Raw genomic sequence first — 17141 nt, forward strand, 5'->3', positions numbered from 1 at the left:
TCGGCAGCGGCCACCTCACTGCCCGGTCCCGCGGGCACGGGGGACCCCCGGGACCACGCCGCGCGCCCCGGGGGTGTACGAAAGCCCGGACCGTCAGGCGGAGATGCCGTCGATCCGGGCCAAGGCGTCGTCCGCGCCGAACGGCTGCAAGTACGGCAGCCAGCGCGGGTCCCTATGGCCGGTCCCGATGATGCGCCAGGCCAGACCAGTGGGCGGGGCGGGTTTGTGGCGCAGCCGCCAGCCGATCTCGACGAGATGACGGTCGGCCTTCACATGGTTGCAGCGGCGGCAGGACGCCACCACGTTGTCCCAGACGTGCTTGCCCCCGCGGCTGCGCGGGATGACGTGGTCGACGCTGGTTGCGACGCCACCGCAGTACATGCACCGGCCCCCGTCGCGCGCGAAGAGCGCGCGCCTTGTCAGAGGAACGGGCCCCCGGTAGGGAACCCGTACGAATCGCTTGAGCCGGACCACGCTGGGTGCGGGGACTGTGATGGTCGCGCTGTGCATGTAGGCGCCGGATTCCTCGAGGGAGACGGCCTTGTTCTCCAGTACGAGGATGAGCGCGCGGCGGAGCGGTACGACGCCGAGTGGCTCGTACGACGCGTTGAGGACCAGGACGTGCGGCACGGGTGCCTCCTTGGGCGTCGGCGGCGCGTGGCTCGCGCCGGGACGATCTGTAGTCAGTCTCCCCTCAGGGCTGGTGGAAGCGCCACCATCTCCCGGTAACGGGCTGGGAGTGTTTTCGACCACATCGCATTCATCCCCCGGATCATGGCCTGTTCAAGCGCAGGTGAGCACGGTCTCTCCTTCACGGATCCGGCGTTGGCACACACAATGCCCCGTTAGTGTGGTGGTTCTGCCCGTCCGGTGACCTTTCCGTGACCTGAGCGACATTGACGTCGCACCGGACGGGTGCTTGCGCCTGGAGGTACCTGCCGTGTCCTTGCCCGCCGTCCTACTGGCCGCCGGTGCGTCGCCGTCGCCGTCGCCGTCCCCCTCGGGGACGACGGCCACCGTGCCGTCGCTCCAGGACGCCCAGGAGAGCGCGACGAACGCCGCCAGCTGGGTGGAGCAGAACTGGTCGACCTGGCTCGCCATGGGTCTTCAGATCCTGCTGGTCCTGGTCGTGGCGATCGCGCTCAGAGCGGCGGTGCGGCGGGCGATCACCAAGCTCATCGACCGGATGACCCGGACCGTGCAGGCGGTGGACGGCTCCGCGCTGGGCGGGCTGCTGGTCAACGTCGAGCGGCGCCGGCAGCGGGCGGCGGCGATCGGCTCGGTGCTGCGCTCGGTGGCGAGTTTCCTGATCCTCGGCACGGCCGCGCTGATGATCCTGTCCACCTTCAGGATCAACCTGGCCCCGCTGCTGGCGTCCGCCGGTGTGGCCGGTGTGGCGATCGGTTTCGGTGCCCGCAACCTGGTCACCGACTTCCTCTCCGGCGTGTTCATGATCCTCGAGGACCAGTACGGCGTCGGTGACGTGATCGACGCGGGCGTCGCCTCCGGCGAGGTGATCGAGGTCGGGCTGCGCGTGACCAAGCTGCGCGGCGACAACGGGGAGATCTGGTACGTCCGCAACGGCGAGGTCAAGCGCATCGGCAACCTCTCCCAGGGCTGGGCGACGGCGGGCGTGGACGTCACCGTCAAGGCGCACGAGGATCTGGACCGGGTGAAGGCCACCCTCGACGAGGTCGCCGAGAAGATGAGCAAGGAAGAGCCCTGGAACGAGCTCCTGTGGAGCCCGATCGAGGTGCTCGGCCTGGACAGCGTGCTGCTGGACTCGATGGTCGTGCGGGTCTCCGCCAAGACCATGCCCGGCAAGTCCCTGGCGGTCGAGCGCGAGCTGCGCTGGCGCGTCAAGCGCGCCTTCGACGCGGCGAGCATCCGCATCGTGGGCGGCGCGACGGCCGTCCCGGGGGAGGACGAGACCCCCGACCCGACGGCCGCGGTGGCCGCCCCCTCGGTGTACTCCAACTCGGACTCCCCGCAGGTGGCGGCAGCGACGCCGATAGCTCCGCAGAGGTCGGCGCCTCCGGGCAAGTAGCGGAAGGGCTCGGCACACACGTTCGAGTGAACGGCAGGGGCATCCGGCGCCGAGTGGGCGCTGGGTGCCCCATCGTCCTGCCGGGGCACCCAGCGCGGGCTCAGCCTGGCGTCAGCCCCATCGATCTGTTGATCGCGATCGAGGAAGCGTCGGTGGCGCCGATTCGACCCGAGTACGTCGCGGGGACGGCCATCGTGCCACCGCAACCGAACGACACGGCCCCGTTCCTCACCGTCCGAACCGGCCGGAGGCCACCCGCCCCCGAGGTAACGACTCCGTTGCCTCGGGGGCGGTGTCTATTGACGCCCGCTTCGTCCTGGGCATACCTTCCTCCCACCCAATAGGAAACTTTCCTAACAATGATCGATCAGTGATCACCGGGTGGACGTGATCCCCAGGTCACTGGGAAGCTGGGCAGTTGGAAAGGCAGGTGTCGAACCCATGGCAGGATCCGCCGGCACGCCGGGCACCCCGCGCGTCCTGCGCGCCATGAACGACCGCGCCGCCCTCGACCTCCTCCTGGAGCACGGGCCGCTGTCCCGCACGCGGATCGGCAAGCTCACCGGCCTTTCCAAGCCGACCGCCTCTCAGCTCCTGGCCCGTCTGGAAGCGGCGGGCCTGGTCCTGGCCACCGGCACCAGCGAGGGCCGCCCGGGACCCAACGCGCAGCTGTACGCGGTCAACCCCGCCGCCGCACACGCCGCGGGGCTCGACGTCACCCCGGGCCGGATCCGCGCCGCCGTCGCCGACATCACCGGCCGCACGGTGGGCGAGTACGAACTGCTCACCCCCGGCAGGCGCCCGGAGCAGCCCGTCGTCCGGCAGGTCACGGACGCCCTCGACGGCGCGGTGAAGGCCGCGGGACTGGCCCGGGACGACGTCCACCGGCTGGTCATCGGCACCCCGGGCGCCTTCGACCCGGGCACCGGCCGGCTCCGCTACGCCTCCCACCTGCCCGGCTGGCACTCCCCGACGCTGCTCGACGAACTCGCCGCCACGCTGCCGATGCCGGTCGAGTACGAGAACGACGTCAACCTCGTCGCGATCGCGGAGCAGCGGCTCGGCGCGGCCCGGGGCCACGCGGACTTCGTCCTGCTGTGGAACGAGGAGGGCCTCGGCGCCGCCCTGGTCCTCGGCGGGCGGCTGCACCGCGGCTGGACCGGCGGCGCCGGGGAGGTCGGCTTCCTGCCGGTGCCGGGCACCCCCCTGGTCCGTCAGGTGACCAAGACCAACAGCGGTGGTTACCAGGAACTGGCGGGTTCGCAGGCCATCCCGAAGCTGGCCCGTGAACTCGGCCTCGGCGACCTGCCGTCGGGCCCGTACGCCGAAGTCGCCGCCGAGTTGGTGGCCCGCTCCGCCGATCACGCGGGCGGACCGCACCGGCAGCTGCTCCAGACCTACGCGACCCGGCTCGCCACCGGTCTCGCCTCCCTCGTCTCCGTCCTCGACCCCGAACTCGTCGTCCTCAGCGGAGCCTCCCTCACCGCCGGCGGCGAGGTGCTGCGCGCGCTCGTCCAGGCCGAACTGGAGGAGCTGGCGGCACCGCGCCCGCGCCTGGTCGTGGGCGACGTCCGTGAACATCCCGTCCTGCGCGGCGCGCTGGAGAGCGCGCTGGCGACCACCCGCGACGAGGTCTTCGACACCTCGCGCTGAGCCTCCCGCACCACCCCCTTCCCGCACGACCCCCTTCCCTCATCGCCCCGCCCCAGGGAGACCCCGTCATGCCCGAAGCCATACCCGGAGCTGTCCGAAAGACGGCTTTTGCCCTCACTGCCTCGCTGGCGTTGCTCACCACCGCCTGTACCGGCCAGACCGGCTCGAGCGCCTCCGACGACGCCTCGAAGGACACCACCATCAACTTCTGGCACGCCTGGAGCGCGCCGAACGAGGTGAAGGGGGTCAAGGCGCTGATCGCCGGATTCGAGAAGGCACACCCCAACATCCACGTCAACGTCGTCGGCAACATGACCGACGACAAGATGAACCAGGCGCTGCGCACCGGCGGGGACAAGGCGCCGGACGTCATCTCCTCCTTCACCACCAACAGCGTGGGCACGTTCTGCTCCTCGGGCGCGCTGGTCGACCTCAACCCGTTCTTCAAGAAGTCGGGGATCGACCCGGAGAAGACGTTCCCGAAGGCGATGAACGAGTACACCCAGTTCGACGGCGACCGCTGCTCGGTGCCGCTGCTCGGTGACGCCTACGGGCTCTACTACAACAAGACGGCGTTCAAGAAGGCCGGCATCACCAGCCCGCCCAAGACCTGGTCCGAATTCAAGGCCGACGCGAAGAAACTGACGATCACTCAGGGGAACGGCTACAAGCAGCTCGGTTTCATGCCGGACTACCACGGCTGGGAGACCACGACCGAGCACTATCTGGGGCAGTTCTCCCCGACGTACTTCGACAGCAAGGGCAAGTCGAACGTCGCCAAGGACCCGGCCTTCGCAAAGGCCTTCACGCTCCAGAAGAACCTCGTTGACGAACTCGGCGGATATCAGAAGCTGGAGAAGTTCCGGGCCACGCTCGGCGACGAATGGGGCCCCAAGCACCCCTTCCAGACCGGCCAGGTCGCCATGCAGCTCGACGGTGAGTGGCGGCTCGGCATGGCCCTGGCCGCCAAGCCGAAGTTCGAGACAGGCGTCGCCCCGCTGCCCGTGAACGACGACCAGGCGTCCCAGTACGGCAAGGGCTACATCACCGGCACCATCGCGGGCATCGCCGCCACCAGCAAGAAGCAGAACGCGGCCTGGGAGTTCGTCAAGTACATCACCACGGACACGGACGCGGTGGTGAACTTCTCCAACGCCATCCACAACGTGCCGTCCACACTGGCGGCCCTCAAGTCCCCGAAGCTGAAGTACGACCCGCGCTTCAAGACGTTCCTGGACATCGCGGCGAACCCGGAATCCACCACGGCTCCCGCCTCGATCAACGGCGGTGTGTACCTGACGACGATCCAGCAGTTCGGTTACGACTACGAGAGCGGAAAGGCCACCGATCTCAAGGCGGGCCTGAAGCGGGCCGCCGCGCAGATCGACACGGACATCGCGCAGGCCAAGTAGCGATGAACACGATCACCCTCGCGTCGAAGCGCCGCCGGGCCGGCCTCGTGGCGAAGCGCCGTAGAAGGGCACTGCGCACGGCCGCCTTCATGTCGCCCTGGCTGATCGGATTCGCGGTCTTCTTCGCGTATCCGCTGATCTCCACGGTCTATTTCTCGTTCATGCACTACGACGGCTTCAAACCGCCGACGTGGAGCGGAACGAAGAACTGGAAGTACGTCTTCGAGCACTATCCCTTCTTCTGGCCCGCGATGCGCAACACCCTGTGGCTGGTCGTGGTGATGGTGAGTCTGCGGGTCGTCTTCGGACTCGGCGTCGGCCTCCTCATCACGAAGATCAAGACGGGCACGGGCGTCTTCCGCACCCTCTTCTACCTGCCCTACCTGGCCCCGCCGGTCGCCGCGACCATGGCCTTCGCCTTCCTCCTCAACCCCGGCACCGGCCCGGTGAACTCGCTCCTGGAGAAGGTGGGCATCCCGGCCCCGGGCTGGTTCAACGACCCGACCTGGTCCAAGCCCGCGCTGACCCTGCTGGCCCTGTGGGGCGTCGGCGACCTGATGGTCATCTTCATGGCCGCGCTGCTGGACGTACCGGCGGAGCAGTACGAGGCGGCTGAGCTGGACGGGGCGTCGGCCTGGCAGCGGTTCCGGTACGTGACGCTGCCGAACATCTCGCCGATCGTCATGTTCGCCGTCGTCACCGGCGTGATCCAGACCATGCAGTACTACACACAGCCACTGATCGCCGGCAAGGTCGCCTCGGGCGTGATCCAGGGCGCGGGCACCCAGTTCGAGCCCGGCTACCCGGAGAAGTCCACGCTGACCCTCCCCCAACTGGTCTACAACCTCGGCTTCCAGCGCTTCGACTACGGCTCCGCGTGTGTCGTCGCCCTGGTCCTCTTCGCCCTGTCGATGGTGTTCACCGCGTTCCTGATGCGGCGCCGGGGCGGTCTCATCCAGGCAGGTGAATGACGATGACCCAAGTGCTGGACAAGCCGGTCGGGCTGACGGCTCCCGTCTCCCCCGCCGAGCGCACCGCCCGCCGCAGGGCGCTCCTGGAGTGGGTCGCGATCCACTCCCTCGGCGTGGCGGCCGCCCTCTTCTTCACCCTCCCGTTCGTCTTCGTCGTCCTGACCTCGCTGATGAGCGACAGCCAGGCGCTCAGCCGGGACCTGATCCCGCACACCTGGGAGTGGGGCAACTACCGGAAGGTGTTCGACACCCCGGGCTTCCTGACCTGGTGGAAGAACACGCTGATCTATGCCGGCCTGGGCACCGTCCTGACCGTGGTGTCCTCGATCCCCGTCGCGTACGCGCTCGCCAAGTTCCGCTTCCGGGGCCGCAATCTGTCCCTCATGCTGGTGATCTCGATGATGATGCTGCCCCCGCAGGTGATCATCATCCCGATGTACCTGTTCTGGGCGAAGCAGCTGGACCTGTCGGGCACGCTGTGGCCGCTGATCATCCCGATGGCGTTCGGCGACTCGTTCTCCATCTTCCTGCTGCGGCAGTTCCTGACGACGATCCCGAACGAGTACCTGGACGCGGCGAAGGTGGACGGCTGCGGCGAACTGCGGACCCTGCTGAAGGTCGTCCTGCCGATGGCGAAGCCCGGCATCGCGGCCGTCGCGCTCTTCCAGTTCTTCTACGCCTGGAACGACTACTTCGGGCCCCAGATCTACGCCTCCGAAAATCCGGGCGCCTGGACCCTGAGTTACGGCCTGGAGTCCTTCAAGGGCGCGCACCACACCGACTGGAACCTCACCATGGCCGCCACCGTGCTGGTCATGGCCCCCGTGATCCTCGTGTTCTTCTTCGCCCAGAAGGCGTTCGTCGAGGGCGTCACGCTCACCGGAGTGAAGGGTTAACCACGTATGAAACTCACCGTGGTCGGCGGAGGCTCGACCTACACGCCCGAACTCATCGACGGATTCGCGCGCCTGAGGGACACCCTGCCCATCGAGGAACTGGTGCTCGTCGACCCGGCCGCCGACCGCCTGGAGCTGGTGGGCGGCCTGGCCCGCCGGATCTTCGCCAAGCAGGGCCACGGCGGCCGGATCGTCACGACCGCCGACCTGGACGCGGGCGTCGAGGGCGCGGACGCGGTGCTGCTGCAACTGCGCGTCGGCGGGCAGGCGGCCCGTGAGCAGGACGAGACCTGGCCGCTGGAGTGCGGCTGTGTCGGGCAGGAGACGACCGGCGCGGGCGGCCTGGCCAAGGCGCTGCGCACAGTCCCGGTGGTGCTCGGCATCGCCGAGCGGGTCCGCCGCGCCAACCCGCGCGCGTGGATCATCGACTTCACCAACCCCGTCGGCATCGTCACCCGTGCCCTGCTCCAGGCCGGGCACAAGGCGGTCGGGCTGTGCAACGTGGCGATCGGCTTCCAGCTGAAGTTCGCCGGCCTGCTCGGCGTGACACCCGCCGACGTCCACCTCGACCACGTCGGCCTCAACCACCTCACCTGGGAGACCGGCGTCCGCCTCGGGGGCCCCGAGGGCGAGAACGTCCTGCCCAAGCTGCTGACCGAACACGGCGAGACCATCGCCGGCGACCTGCGTCTGCCGCGCCCGCTCCTGGACCGCCTGGGCGTGGTCCCGTCGTACTACCTGCGGTACTACTACGCGCACGACGCGGTGGTGCGGGAGCTGCGCACCAAGCCGTCCCGGGCGGCCGAAGTGGCCGCGATGGAGAAGGAGTTGCTCGCGATGTACGGCGATCCGGCCCTGGACGAGAAGCCGGAGCTGCTCGCCAGGCGCGGCGGCGCCTACTACTCGGAGGCGGCGGTCGACCTGGCGGCGGCCCTGCTGGGCGGAGCCGGCAGCCCGTACCAGGTGGTGAACACCCTCAACCGGGGCACCCTGCCGTTCCTGCCCGACGACGCGGTGATCGAGGTGCAGGCCGCGGTCGGGCCGACGGGTCCCGCCCCGCTGCCCGTGCCCGAGGTCGACCCGCTGTACGCGGGGCTGGTGGCGAACGTGACGGCGTACGAGGAGCTGGCCCTGGAGGCGGCGCTGCGCGGGGGACGGGACCGGGTGTTCCGGGCCTTGCTGTCCCATCCTCTGATCGGCCAGTACGAGTACGCCGAAGCCCTCACCGACCAGCTGATCGCGCACAACCGGGAGCACCTCGCGTGGGCCTGACCGCAAGTGTCCTCGCCATCGACGCGGGCAACAGCAAGACCGACGTCGCGGTCCTGGCGGCGGACGGCCGCGTCCTGGCCACGGCCCGCGGCGGCGGGTTCCGCCCGCCGACGGTGGGCGTGCCCGCGGCGGTGGACGAGCTGGCGCGGGCGGTGGCCCGGGCCTGCACAGCCGCCGGCGTGGACTCCGTCTCCCATGTCTCCGCCTGTCTCGCCAACGCCGATCTGCCGGTGGAGGAGGAACAGTTGGCGGCCGCGCTGCACGCGCGCGCGTGGGGTGCGACGGTGGAGGTCCGCAACGACACCTTCGCGATCCTGCGGGCGGGGGTCGCCGAGCCCCGGGGCGTCGCGGTGGTCTGCGGCGCGGGCATCAACTGCGTGGGCATGCGCCCCGACGGGCGCACCGCCCGCTTCCCCGCCCTGGGCCGCATCTCCGGTGACTGGGGCGGCGGCTGGGGCCTGGCGGAGGAGGCCCTGTGGTTCGCCGCCCGCGCGGAGGACGGCCGGGGCGAACCCACCGAGCTGGCGCGCACGCTCCCGGCCCACTTCGGGCTGGACTCGATGTACGCCCTCATCGAGGCCCTCCACCTGGAACGCGTCGAGCACCTGCGGCGGCACGAGCTGACGCCGGTGCTGTTCGCGACGGCGGCGGACGGCGACGCGGTGGCACGGGCCGTGGTGGAACGGCTGGCCCAGGAGGTGGTGACCATGGCCTCGGTGGCGCTGTCCCGGCTGGACCTGCTGGACGAGGAGACGCCGGTACTGCTCGGGGGCGGGGTACTCACGGCAGGGCACGCCCAGCTCGACGACCGGATCGGGGAACTGCTGGCCGTGCGGGCGCCGAAGGCCGTGGCACGGGTGGTGACGGCGAGCCCGGTCCTCGGGGCGGCGCTGCTGGGGCTTGACCGGTTGGGGGCGGCGGCCGAGGCGGGGGAACGGGCGCGGAGCCACTGGGAAGCCTGAGGACGCCGGCGGCGCCCCTCCCGTGGAACCGAACAGAATCCCGGCGCGTATTCATGGGCAACGGGGAGGTGACAAAGCCGCCCCCCGCTGCCCAATGTCGGACCCGGCGGTGATACTGGTCGGCAAGCAGATGACCATGGGGGAGGTCAACGTGACACAACCGCCGACGAGCAGCGCGGCGCCACCGGTTCCGGCACAGGCACCGGTACCGGTTCCGGCCCGGACACCGGCGCCCGTCCCCGCGCCGCCCCGGCGCACCGCGTTCGCCGAGGGCGTCGACCGGTTGCGCGCCGCGGCGACCACGGAACCGGGCCGGCTGCGTGTCATCGGTGCCGTGCTGGCCCTGCTGGTCGTCGTGTTCGGCGCGGTCACCGCATGGCAGGAGAGCGACCGGGCGGCCGCGGCCGACGACGTGCTGCACAGCAGCCAGCCGCTCAGCTCGGGCGCGGCCGACATCTACCGCTCCCTGGCGGACGCCAACACGGCCGCGTCCAGCGGTTTCCTGGCCGGCGGTCAGGAGAGCTCGGCCTCCCGCGATCGGTACGAGAACGACATCCGTACCGCCGCGGCGGGGCTCGTCACGGCCGCCGCCGCCTCCGATCCGGGCTCCCCCTCGGAGGCGACCGTCACCAAGCTGAACAAGCTGCTCCCGGAGTACAAGGGCCTGATCGAGCGTGCCCGCACGTACAACCGGCAGGGCTATCCGGTGGGCGGCGCGTATCTGCGGTACGCGAACGAGAAGATGCAGGAGGAGATGCTCCCGGCGGCCGAGGAGCTCTACAAGAAGGAGAACCAGCGGCTGAGCGCGGACTACGCGGACGCCACGCCCTATCCGTGGGCCGCGATAGCGCTCGGCGTTCTCGCGCTGGCCGGGCTCGCCTGGGCCCAGCACCGCGAGTACCGGCGCACCAACCGGGTCCTGAACCACGGCCTGGTCGCGGCGACGGCCGCCGCCACGGTGGTCCTGCTCTGGCTGGTCGTCGGCCACGCCGTCGCCCGCGCGGGCCTCGACGGCTCCTACGACCACGGCGTGCGCTCGCTGAACGTGCTGCACGACGCCCGCATCGCCTCCCTGAAGGCGCGGGGCAACGAGAACCTCAGCCTGGTGGCGCGCGGCGCCGAGACCGTCAAGGTCGGCGACACGACCTACGACGCCTACTACTACGCCTTCGACAAGGACATCAAGGATCTCGGCAAGGGCCTGTCCAAAGCGGCCGGCCTCGCCGACGACCAGGCGGGCACCAAGCCGGTCCAGGCGGCCGAGGGCAACATGACCGAGTGGAAGAAGCGCCACACGTCGGCCCGTTCCGAGGACGAGAACGGCAACTACGAGCAGGCCCTCGACCTGGTGATCGGTGCGAAGGGCGCGACCGGCGAGTGCTTCGACGCCGTGGACCGCAACCTGAAGGACGCGCTCGCGCACGAACAGGCCGAGTTCCAGCAGTCCGCCGGCGACGGCCGCGACGCGATGACGGGCCTCCCGACCGGCGCCGCCGCCCTCGCCGTCCTCGGCGCGGCCGGCGCGGTGTTCGGCATCGGCCGCAGGCTTTCGGAGTACCGGTGACAGGGGGCATGAGCATGCACGCACAGCGAGTGCGGGCCGCGTTGCGGGGCTGGGGCGGGGTGGGCGCGATGGCGGTCGTGTGCGCGCTGGCGCTGGGCTTCGTGCTGTTGTTGCCGCTGAGCCAGTCGCACGGAAGCGGTGGGCAGGACCTCGGCGGGCAGGGTGTCGCCGAGGGGCGTCAGGCTCGGGCCGAGACGTGCTCGGCTCCCGAGAAGCAGACGCTGTCGCCATCGGGCGCGGACGGTCCCACGATCGACAAGATCAAGGCCCGCCAGGGCGACAAGCGCAAGATCATCGTGGGCGTCGACCAGAACAGCTACCGCTGGGGCTACCGCAACCCCAACACCAAAGGCGCGGAACTCGAGGGCTTCGACATCGACCTGGTGCACCAGATCGCCGAGGACATCCTCGGCGACCCGGACGCCGTCCAGTTCAAGGCCATCCCCACCAGCCAGCGCACCGAGGCCGTCAAGACCGGCCGCGTCGACATGGTCGTCCGCACGATGACCATCACCTGCGAACGCCTGGACGAAGTCGCCTTCTCCGCACCGTACTTCAAGACCGGCCAGCAGGTGCTCGCGCCCAAGTCGTCGCCCATCAAGGGATACGGCCCCACGCTGGCGCACCAACGGGTGTGCGCGGCCGCCGGTTCGACCGCCTACGCCCGGCTGGACCACGACAAGATGGCCGGCAAGCTGGTCGCCGTCCCCAACCAGCTCGACTGCCTGGTACGGCTCCAGCTCGGCGAGGTCGACGCCGTCGTAACCGACGCCGCGCTCGCCGCCAGCCAGGCAGCCCAGGACCCGACGGTCGAACTGAAAGGCGACCCCTTCACCACCGACTACTACGGCGTGGCGATGAACAAGGACGCCAAGGATCTGGTACGCCGGGTCAATCAGATCCTGGTGCAGTACCGCGCGAGCGGCTGGCAGGCGTCGTACGACAAGTGGCTGTCGGCGACACTGGGGGCGGACTCCGGCCCGTCGAAGCCACCCGCCCCGGACTATCTGCGCAAGAGCTGACGGGGGCGTCGCGCGGGCGATCTTCGGGCATGAACTCCAGCAGACTTGAGGCGACGGAAGCGAGAGGTGATCGATGGGCGTCACGGACCCCGCCGGGCCGGTGATGGACCGGGACGAGGTGGACCGTGCGCTGGCGCGGCTCGGCGCGGAGCACGAGGCGATCGAGACCTCGTTGCTCGCCCTTCAGGACCACGCGGGCCGCAGACTCCTCGAAGGCGCCGAACTGACCGGCATCACCCAGGAGCGCTGGACGGCCACGGAGGCGTCGATCACGCTGCTGTGGACGTACTTCGACGCGTACACGGCCGCGCTGCGCAGCGCCCGGGAGATCCGCGCCCGGCGCCGCTGGTCCAGCCGCGAGGACCTGGTGGAGCTGACCGAGCTGCTGCGCGGCGAGTCCGTCACGGTCGCGGGCAGCGCGACGGCGACCGCGAACGCGCCGACGCTGCTGTCCGCCCCGGGCCGGCTCAGCGAACAGTTCTCGCTGGCCGGTCTGGTGGACCGGATGAACGAGCTGTACGCGCGCTCGCTGGACATGGTCGTCGCCGCCGACGCCGTGTGGTCGGCGCTGCCCGCCCGGATCGATTTACTGGCCGCGGAGCTCCAGCGCACGCGCAAACTGGCGCACTCGGTCGGCGTGCGCCCCGGAGAGCATCCGGCGGGCGACGACCTGGAGCGCATCACGCGCACGCTGACCCGGCTGCGCGAGCAGGTGGTCTCCGACCCGCTCGCCTTCTGGGTGCCGGCCGAGGGCAGTTCGGCGCCGGGCGGCGGCAGGCCGGACACCACCGTGTACGACCGTGAGGCACGCGCCCTGGAGGACGTACGGCGGGAGATCGACGCCGTACTGACGGTCCGCCAGGACGCCGAGCAGCGGCTGGTGAAGCTGCGGGACGTGCTCTCCCGCGCGGACCGCACGCTCGCCGAGGCCCGCACCGCGCGCGGCGAGGTGCTGGCGAAGATCGCCGCCACGGAGGTGCCGGTGGTCAGCGGCCCGCCGACCGTGCTCCAGGAACAGCTGGCGGCGGCCGCCGAGTACCGCAGACAGGCCCAGTGGCACCGGCTCTCCCCGCTCCTGGAGTCGCTGGAGCAGAAGGCGGAGGACGAACTGCTGCGCGCCCGCGAGTCCCTGACCGCGGTCACCGCACCGCTGGCGGTCCGCGCCGAACTGCGCGGCCGCCTGGACGCGTACAAGGCGAAGGTCGCCCGGCACGGGCTCGCCGAGGACCCGTTCCTCGTCGAGCGCTACGACGCGGCGCGCCGCATGCTGTGGAGCGCGCCCTGCGACCTGCGGGTCGCCGAACAGGCCGTGCTGCGCTACCAGCACGCGGCGGCCGAACTGATCGGCGCGCCGCGCGTGCCGCAGCAGGGCGGGCCCGAGGACCGTAGGGGGGAACAGACGTGAGTCAGGCACAGCAGACGTGTCAGCGGCCGGGCTGCGAGGGCAGTTACGAGGACGTGGGCGGCGGCGAGCTGTACTGCGACACCTGCGGTCTCGCCCCGGTCGTCAGCCCGAGCGGCATGGTGGGCTCGCCGCCCACCGGGATCACCGGCGGCGGCAAGGGCTCCTCCGGCAGTTCCAGCGCGCGTTCCAGCAGCCGCAGTTCGCGGACGTCGTCGCACTCGTCGAAGTCCCGCCGTTCGGTGTCGGGGCGGCTCTCGCGGTCCGTGTCGGGCAAGTCGACGGGCCGCTCGGTCTCGGTGCGCAGCTCCGGTTCCAACGCCGGGTCGTCGGGGCGCAGCAGGCTGGGCGCCGGGCTGGTGACGGTGCCGCAGGTGCCGCGGCCCGACCCGCGCGCGATGGTCCAGGAGAACCCGGAGGTGCCCGAGCGCAAGCGGTTCTGCTCGCGCTCGGACTGCGGCGTGCCGGTCGGCCGGGCGCGCGGGGAGCGGCCGGGGCGCACGGAGGGCTTCTGCACCAAGTGCGGCCACCCGTACTCCTTCGTGCCCAAGCTGAAGGCCGGGGACATCGTGCACGGCCAGTACGAGGTCGTGGGCTGCCTGGCGCACGGCGGCCTGGGCTGGATCTACCTGGCGGTGGACCGCGCGGTCTCCGACCGGTGGGTGGTGCTCAAGGGCCTGCTGGACACCGGTGACCAGGACGCGATGGCGGCGGCGATCTCCGAGCGGCGCTTCCTCGCGGAGATCGAGCACGCCAACATCGTGCGGATCTACAACTTCGTGGAGCACCTCGACCAGCGTACCGGCTCCCTCGACGGCTACATCGTCATGGAGTACGTCGGCGGCAAGTCCCTGAAGGAGATCGCCAACGCCCGCCGCGGCCCGGACGGCAGGCGGGATCCGCTGCCGGTGGAGCAGGCGTGCGCGTACGGCATCGAGGCGCTCGAGGCGCTCGGCCATCTGCACAGCCGCAACCTGCTGTACTGCGACTTCAAGGTCGACAACGCCATCCAGACCGAGGACCAGCTCAAGCTGATCGACATGGGCGCGGTGCGCCGCATGGACGACGACGAGTCGGCGATCTACGGCACGGTGGGCTACCAGTCGCCGGAGGTCGCCGACGTCGGCCCGTCGGTGGCGTCCGACCTGTACACGGTGGGCCGTACGCTCGCGGTCCTCACCTTCGACTTCCAGGGCTACACGAACGTCTTCGTGGACTCCCTGCCCGACCCGGACAACATCGAGGTCTTCCGCCGGTACGAGTCCTTCTACCGGCTGCTGGTCCGCGCCACCGACCCGGACCCGGCCCGCCGGTTCGCCTCCGCGCAGGAGATGTCCGAGCAGCTGACGGGCGTCCTGCGGGAGGTCGTGTCCCTCCAGACGGGACGGCCCCGGCCCGCGCTGTCGACGCTGTTCGGGCCCGAGGTGAAGGTCACCGACACGGAGCTGTTCCCCAAGCCGGCCGGGGACGTGTCGCTGCTGGGGGCGAGAGCGGCGCAGGTGAAGGGCGGAGCCACGCCCGCCGCCCTGCCCGCGGTCCCGGGGCACTCCCCCGACGGCACCGCCGGCCTCGTCAGGCCCGTCCACACGGCCGCAGCCGCCCTCGCCCTGCCCGTACCGCACGTCGACCCGGCCGACCCCAACGCGGGCTTCCTGGCGGGCCTGATGGCCTCCGCGCCGGGTGAGCTGATCGGCGCGCTGGCGGCGGCGCCGCAGCAGACCGTGGAGACGCGGCTGAAGCAGATCCGCGCCCGGCTGGAGCACGGCGACTCCGGGGCCGCGCTGACGTCCCTGGCGCGGCTGGAGAAGGAACGGCCCGACGACTGGCGGGTGGTGTGGTACCGGGGCGTGGCCGCGCTGGTGACCGGGGACTTCGAGGGCGCCGCGCTCTCCTTCGATGCGATCTACGACGCCTTTCCCGGTGAGAGCGCCCCCAAGCTTGCTCTCGGCCTGTGCGCGGAGGTGCTCGGGCAGCTCGACAACGCCGCCGAGTACTACCGCCTGGTGTGGTCGACCGACCCGAGCCATGTCAGCGCCGCCTTCGGCCTGGCCCGCGTGCAGCTCGCGGCCGGGGACCGGCGGGACGCCGTACGGACGCTGGAGTCGGTGCCGGAGTCCTCCATCCACTACACGGCGGCACGCGTGGCCGCCGTACGGGCGCGGCTGAGGCAGCGCACGGCGACCGCCGCCGACACGCCGTTCCTGGAGGACCTGACCGCCGCCGCTGCCCAGGTCGAGGCGCTACAGGCGTACGGTCTGGACCCGGCGCGCCGCGAGCAGTTGTCGGCGGAAGTGCTCGGCAGCGCGCTCGACTGGATACTCTCCGGGGGCGAGAGCACCCAGCCCGCCGCCGGCGGCCGGGTGTTGCTCGGCAGCGGTCTGGACGAGCGGGGCCTCCGCTTCGGCCTGGAGCGCGCCTACCGCACGCTGGCCCGGCTGGCGCCCGGCGGTGAGGAGAGGATCGACCTGGTGGAACGGGCCAACCGTTACCGCCCCCGGACGTGGGTGTAGTTGATGTCGCAGATGCCCCAGCAGGCCGCGCTGTCGCAGTGCCCGAACTGCGCGGAGCCGCTCGAGTCGGATGACCGTTTCTGCGGTGTGTGCGGGTACGACCTGTCGGCGGTGCCCGCACCGCCGCAGGACCACCCGACGCTCACCATGAACGGCTCGGACGGTCCCGGCCGGGTCACCGGCCGGATCCCCGGCCAGGGGGCCGCCTGGCCCGGTGTGCCGGCTCCGGAGGGAGGCTCCGGCACGCCCGCGGCGGCGCACCTGCCGACGGACCTCCCGGGCACCGACTCCGGCGGCTCCCCGCTGCCACCGGACACACCCGCGCCTGAGGCGGTCCCCGCGCAGGCGCCGGGCTCCCCCGCGTCCCCGGTCTCCGGCGTCCGCTTCGACCGGCCCCCGCAGCCCGACGACTACCCGTTGCAGGCGCCCGACCCGCGGGCCGCCGCCGACGCCGCGAGCGCGGCCGAGGAGGCCAAGGTGTGCGTGGCGTGCCGGGCGGGCCGGGTGGACAGCGACGGCTACTGCGAGAACTGCGGGCACGCCCAGCCCCGCGAACGCGACCACATGGAGCAGGAGTCCGGTCCGGTCGCCGCCGTCAGCGACCGCGGTCTGCGCCACCACCGCAACGAGGACGCCTTCGCCGTCGGCCACGCCGCGCTGCCCGACGGCTCGCCCGTGGCCCTGGCGATCGTCTGCGACGGCGTCTCCTCCGCGACCCGCCCCGACGATGCCTCGATGGCCGCGTCCCGGGCGGCGGGCGAGTCGCTGCTGGCCGCCCTGACGCACGGCACCCACCCGCAACAGGCCATGCACGACGCGATCGTGGCCGCCTCCCACGCGGTCAACGCCCTCGCGGACGAGCCCGCCGGGGCACGCGAGCACGCCGTGCACCAGAACGCCCCCGCCTGCACGATCGTCGGCGCGGTGGTCACCTCCGGCCTGCTGGTCGTCGGCTGGGTCGGCGACAGCCGCGCCTACTGGGTGCCGCTGGACCGCGCGGCGCCCCCGGCCCGGCTCTCCGAGGACGACTCCTGGGCCGCGCAGATGGTCGCCGCGGGCCTGATGAGCGAGGCGGAGGCGTACGCCGACGAGCGGGCCCACGCCATCACCGGCTGGCTCGGCGCGGACGCCTACGAACTGGAGCCGCACACCGCGTCCTTCAAGCCGGACCGGCCGGGGGTCGTGGTGGTGTGCACGGACGGGCTGTGGAACTACGCGGAGACGGCCGGGGAGATGGCCGAGGCCGTCCCGCTCGACGTCGCCGCCCGCCCGCTGCACGCCGCCCGGGTCCTGGTCGGCCACGCCCTGGACGGCGGGGGCCACGACAACGTAACAGTGGCCCTGCTGCCGTTCCCGGCCCCGCCGCAAGGGGCAGGATCGGCCTGAGGGGCCGCACACGGGGAGGCCCCGTGCGGACCGGAGGGGACCGG

Annotated in this window: 13 protein-coding genes; 12 read left to right on the plus strand and 1 reads right to left on the minus strand. The window is 71.4% G+C overall.

Features of this window, described 5'->3' with window-relative positions; all coding sequences use genetic code 11:
- Positions 1 to 93: 93 nt before the first annotated feature.
- Positions 94 to 630 carry an HNH endonuclease gene (locus tag ACWGJM_RS16455; RefSeq protein ID WP_453412363.1) on the minus strand — a complete coding sequence of 179 codons (537 nt, stop codon included), beginning with the start codon at positions 628 to 630 and terminating at the stop codon, positions 94 to 96.
- Positions 631 to 940: 310 nt separating this feature from the next.
- Between ACWGJM_RS16455 and ACWGJM_RS16460 the strand changes: the two genes are divergently transcribed.
- The 12 genes from ACWGJM_RS16460 (at position 941) to ACWGJM_RS16515 (ending at position 17097) form a co-directional block, all read left to right on the plus strand.
- The gene (locus tag ACWGJM_RS16460; RefSeq protein ID WP_453412364.1) at positions 941 to 2047 is read left to right on the plus strand and encodes a mechanosensitive ion channel family protein; all 1107 of its coding nucleotides are present in this window, start codon (positions 941 to 943) and stop codon (positions 2045 to 2047) included.
- A 441-nt stretch (positions 2048 to 2488) separates the two neighbouring features.
- Positions 2489 to 3700, plus strand: coding sequence for an ROK family transcriptional regulator (locus tag ACWGJM_RS16465; protein ID WP_453412365.1), 1212 nt, complete (start codon positions 2489 to 2491; stop codon positions 3698 to 3700).
- 68 nt (positions 3701 to 3768) lie between these two features.
- Positions 3769 to 5112, plus strand: a complete 1344-nt coding sequence (locus ACWGJM_RS16470) for an ABC transporter substrate-binding protein (protein WP_453412366.1) — start codon at positions 3769 to 3771, stop codon at positions 5110 to 5112.
- Positions 5113 to 5114: 2 nt separating this feature from the next.
- Positions 5115 to 6083: a carbohydrate ABC transporter permease gene (locus ACWGJM_RS16475; protein ID WP_453412367.1), complete on the plus strand. Its 969-nt coding sequence runs from the start codon at positions 5115 to 5117 to the stop codon at positions 6081 to 6083.
- A gap of 2 nt (positions 6084 to 6085) precedes the next feature.
- Positions 6086 to 6979 carry a carbohydrate ABC transporter permease gene (locus ACWGJM_RS16480; protein ID WP_453412368.1) on the plus strand — a complete coding sequence of 298 codons (894 nt, stop codon included), beginning with the start codon at positions 6086 to 6088 and terminating at the stop codon, positions 6977 to 6979.
- 6 nt (positions 6980 to 6985) lie between these two features.
- Positions 6986 to 8251, plus strand: coding sequence for a 6-phospho-beta-glucosidase (locus ACWGJM_RS16485; protein WP_453412369.1), 1266 nt, complete (start codon positions 6986 to 6988; stop codon positions 8249 to 8251).
- Positions 8242 to 9213, plus strand: coding sequence for an N-acetylglucosamine kinase (locus tag ACWGJM_RS16490; RefSeq protein ID WP_453412370.1), 972 nt, complete (start codon positions 8242 to 8244; stop codon positions 9211 to 9213). The genes ACWGJM_RS16485 and ACWGJM_RS16490 overlap by 10 nt, the downstream gene beginning before the upstream one ends.
- 136 nt (positions 9214 to 9349) lie before the next feature.
- Positions 9350 to 10777, plus strand: a complete 1428-nt coding sequence (locus ACWGJM_RS16495) for a hypothetical protein (RefSeq protein ID WP_453412461.1) — start codon at positions 9350 to 9352, stop codon at positions 10775 to 10777.
- 14 nt (positions 10778 to 10791) lie between these two features.
- Positions 10792 to 11799 carry a glutamate ABC transporter substrate-binding protein gene (locus tag ACWGJM_RS16500; RefSeq protein ID WP_453412371.1) on the plus strand — a complete coding sequence of 336 codons (1008 nt, stop codon included), beginning with the start codon at positions 10792 to 10794 and terminating at the stop codon, positions 11797 to 11799.
- 73 nt (positions 11800 to 11872) lie between these two features.
- Positions 11873 to 13204, plus strand: coding sequence for a hypothetical protein (locus tag ACWGJM_RS16505; protein ID WP_453412372.1), 1332 nt, complete (start codon positions 11873 to 11875; stop codon positions 13202 to 13204).
- Positions 13201 to 15711, plus strand: coding sequence for a tetratricopeptide repeat protein (locus ACWGJM_RS16510; protein ID WP_453412373.1), 2511 nt, complete (start codon positions 13201 to 13203; stop codon positions 15709 to 15711). Before ACWGJM_RS16505 ends, ACWGJM_RS16510 begins: the two co-directional genes overlap by 4 nt.
- 3 nt (positions 15712 to 15714) lie before the next feature.
- Positions 15715 to 17097 carry a PP2C family serine/threonine-protein phosphatase gene (locus ACWGJM_RS16515; protein ID WP_453412374.1) on the plus strand — a complete coding sequence of 461 codons (1383 nt, stop codon included), beginning with the start codon at positions 15715 to 15717 and terminating at the stop codon, positions 17095 to 17097.
- The last annotated feature ends 44 nt before the right edge of the window (positions 17098 to 17141 follow it).

The organism is Streptomyces sp. NPDC054834 (assembly GCF_053611185.1).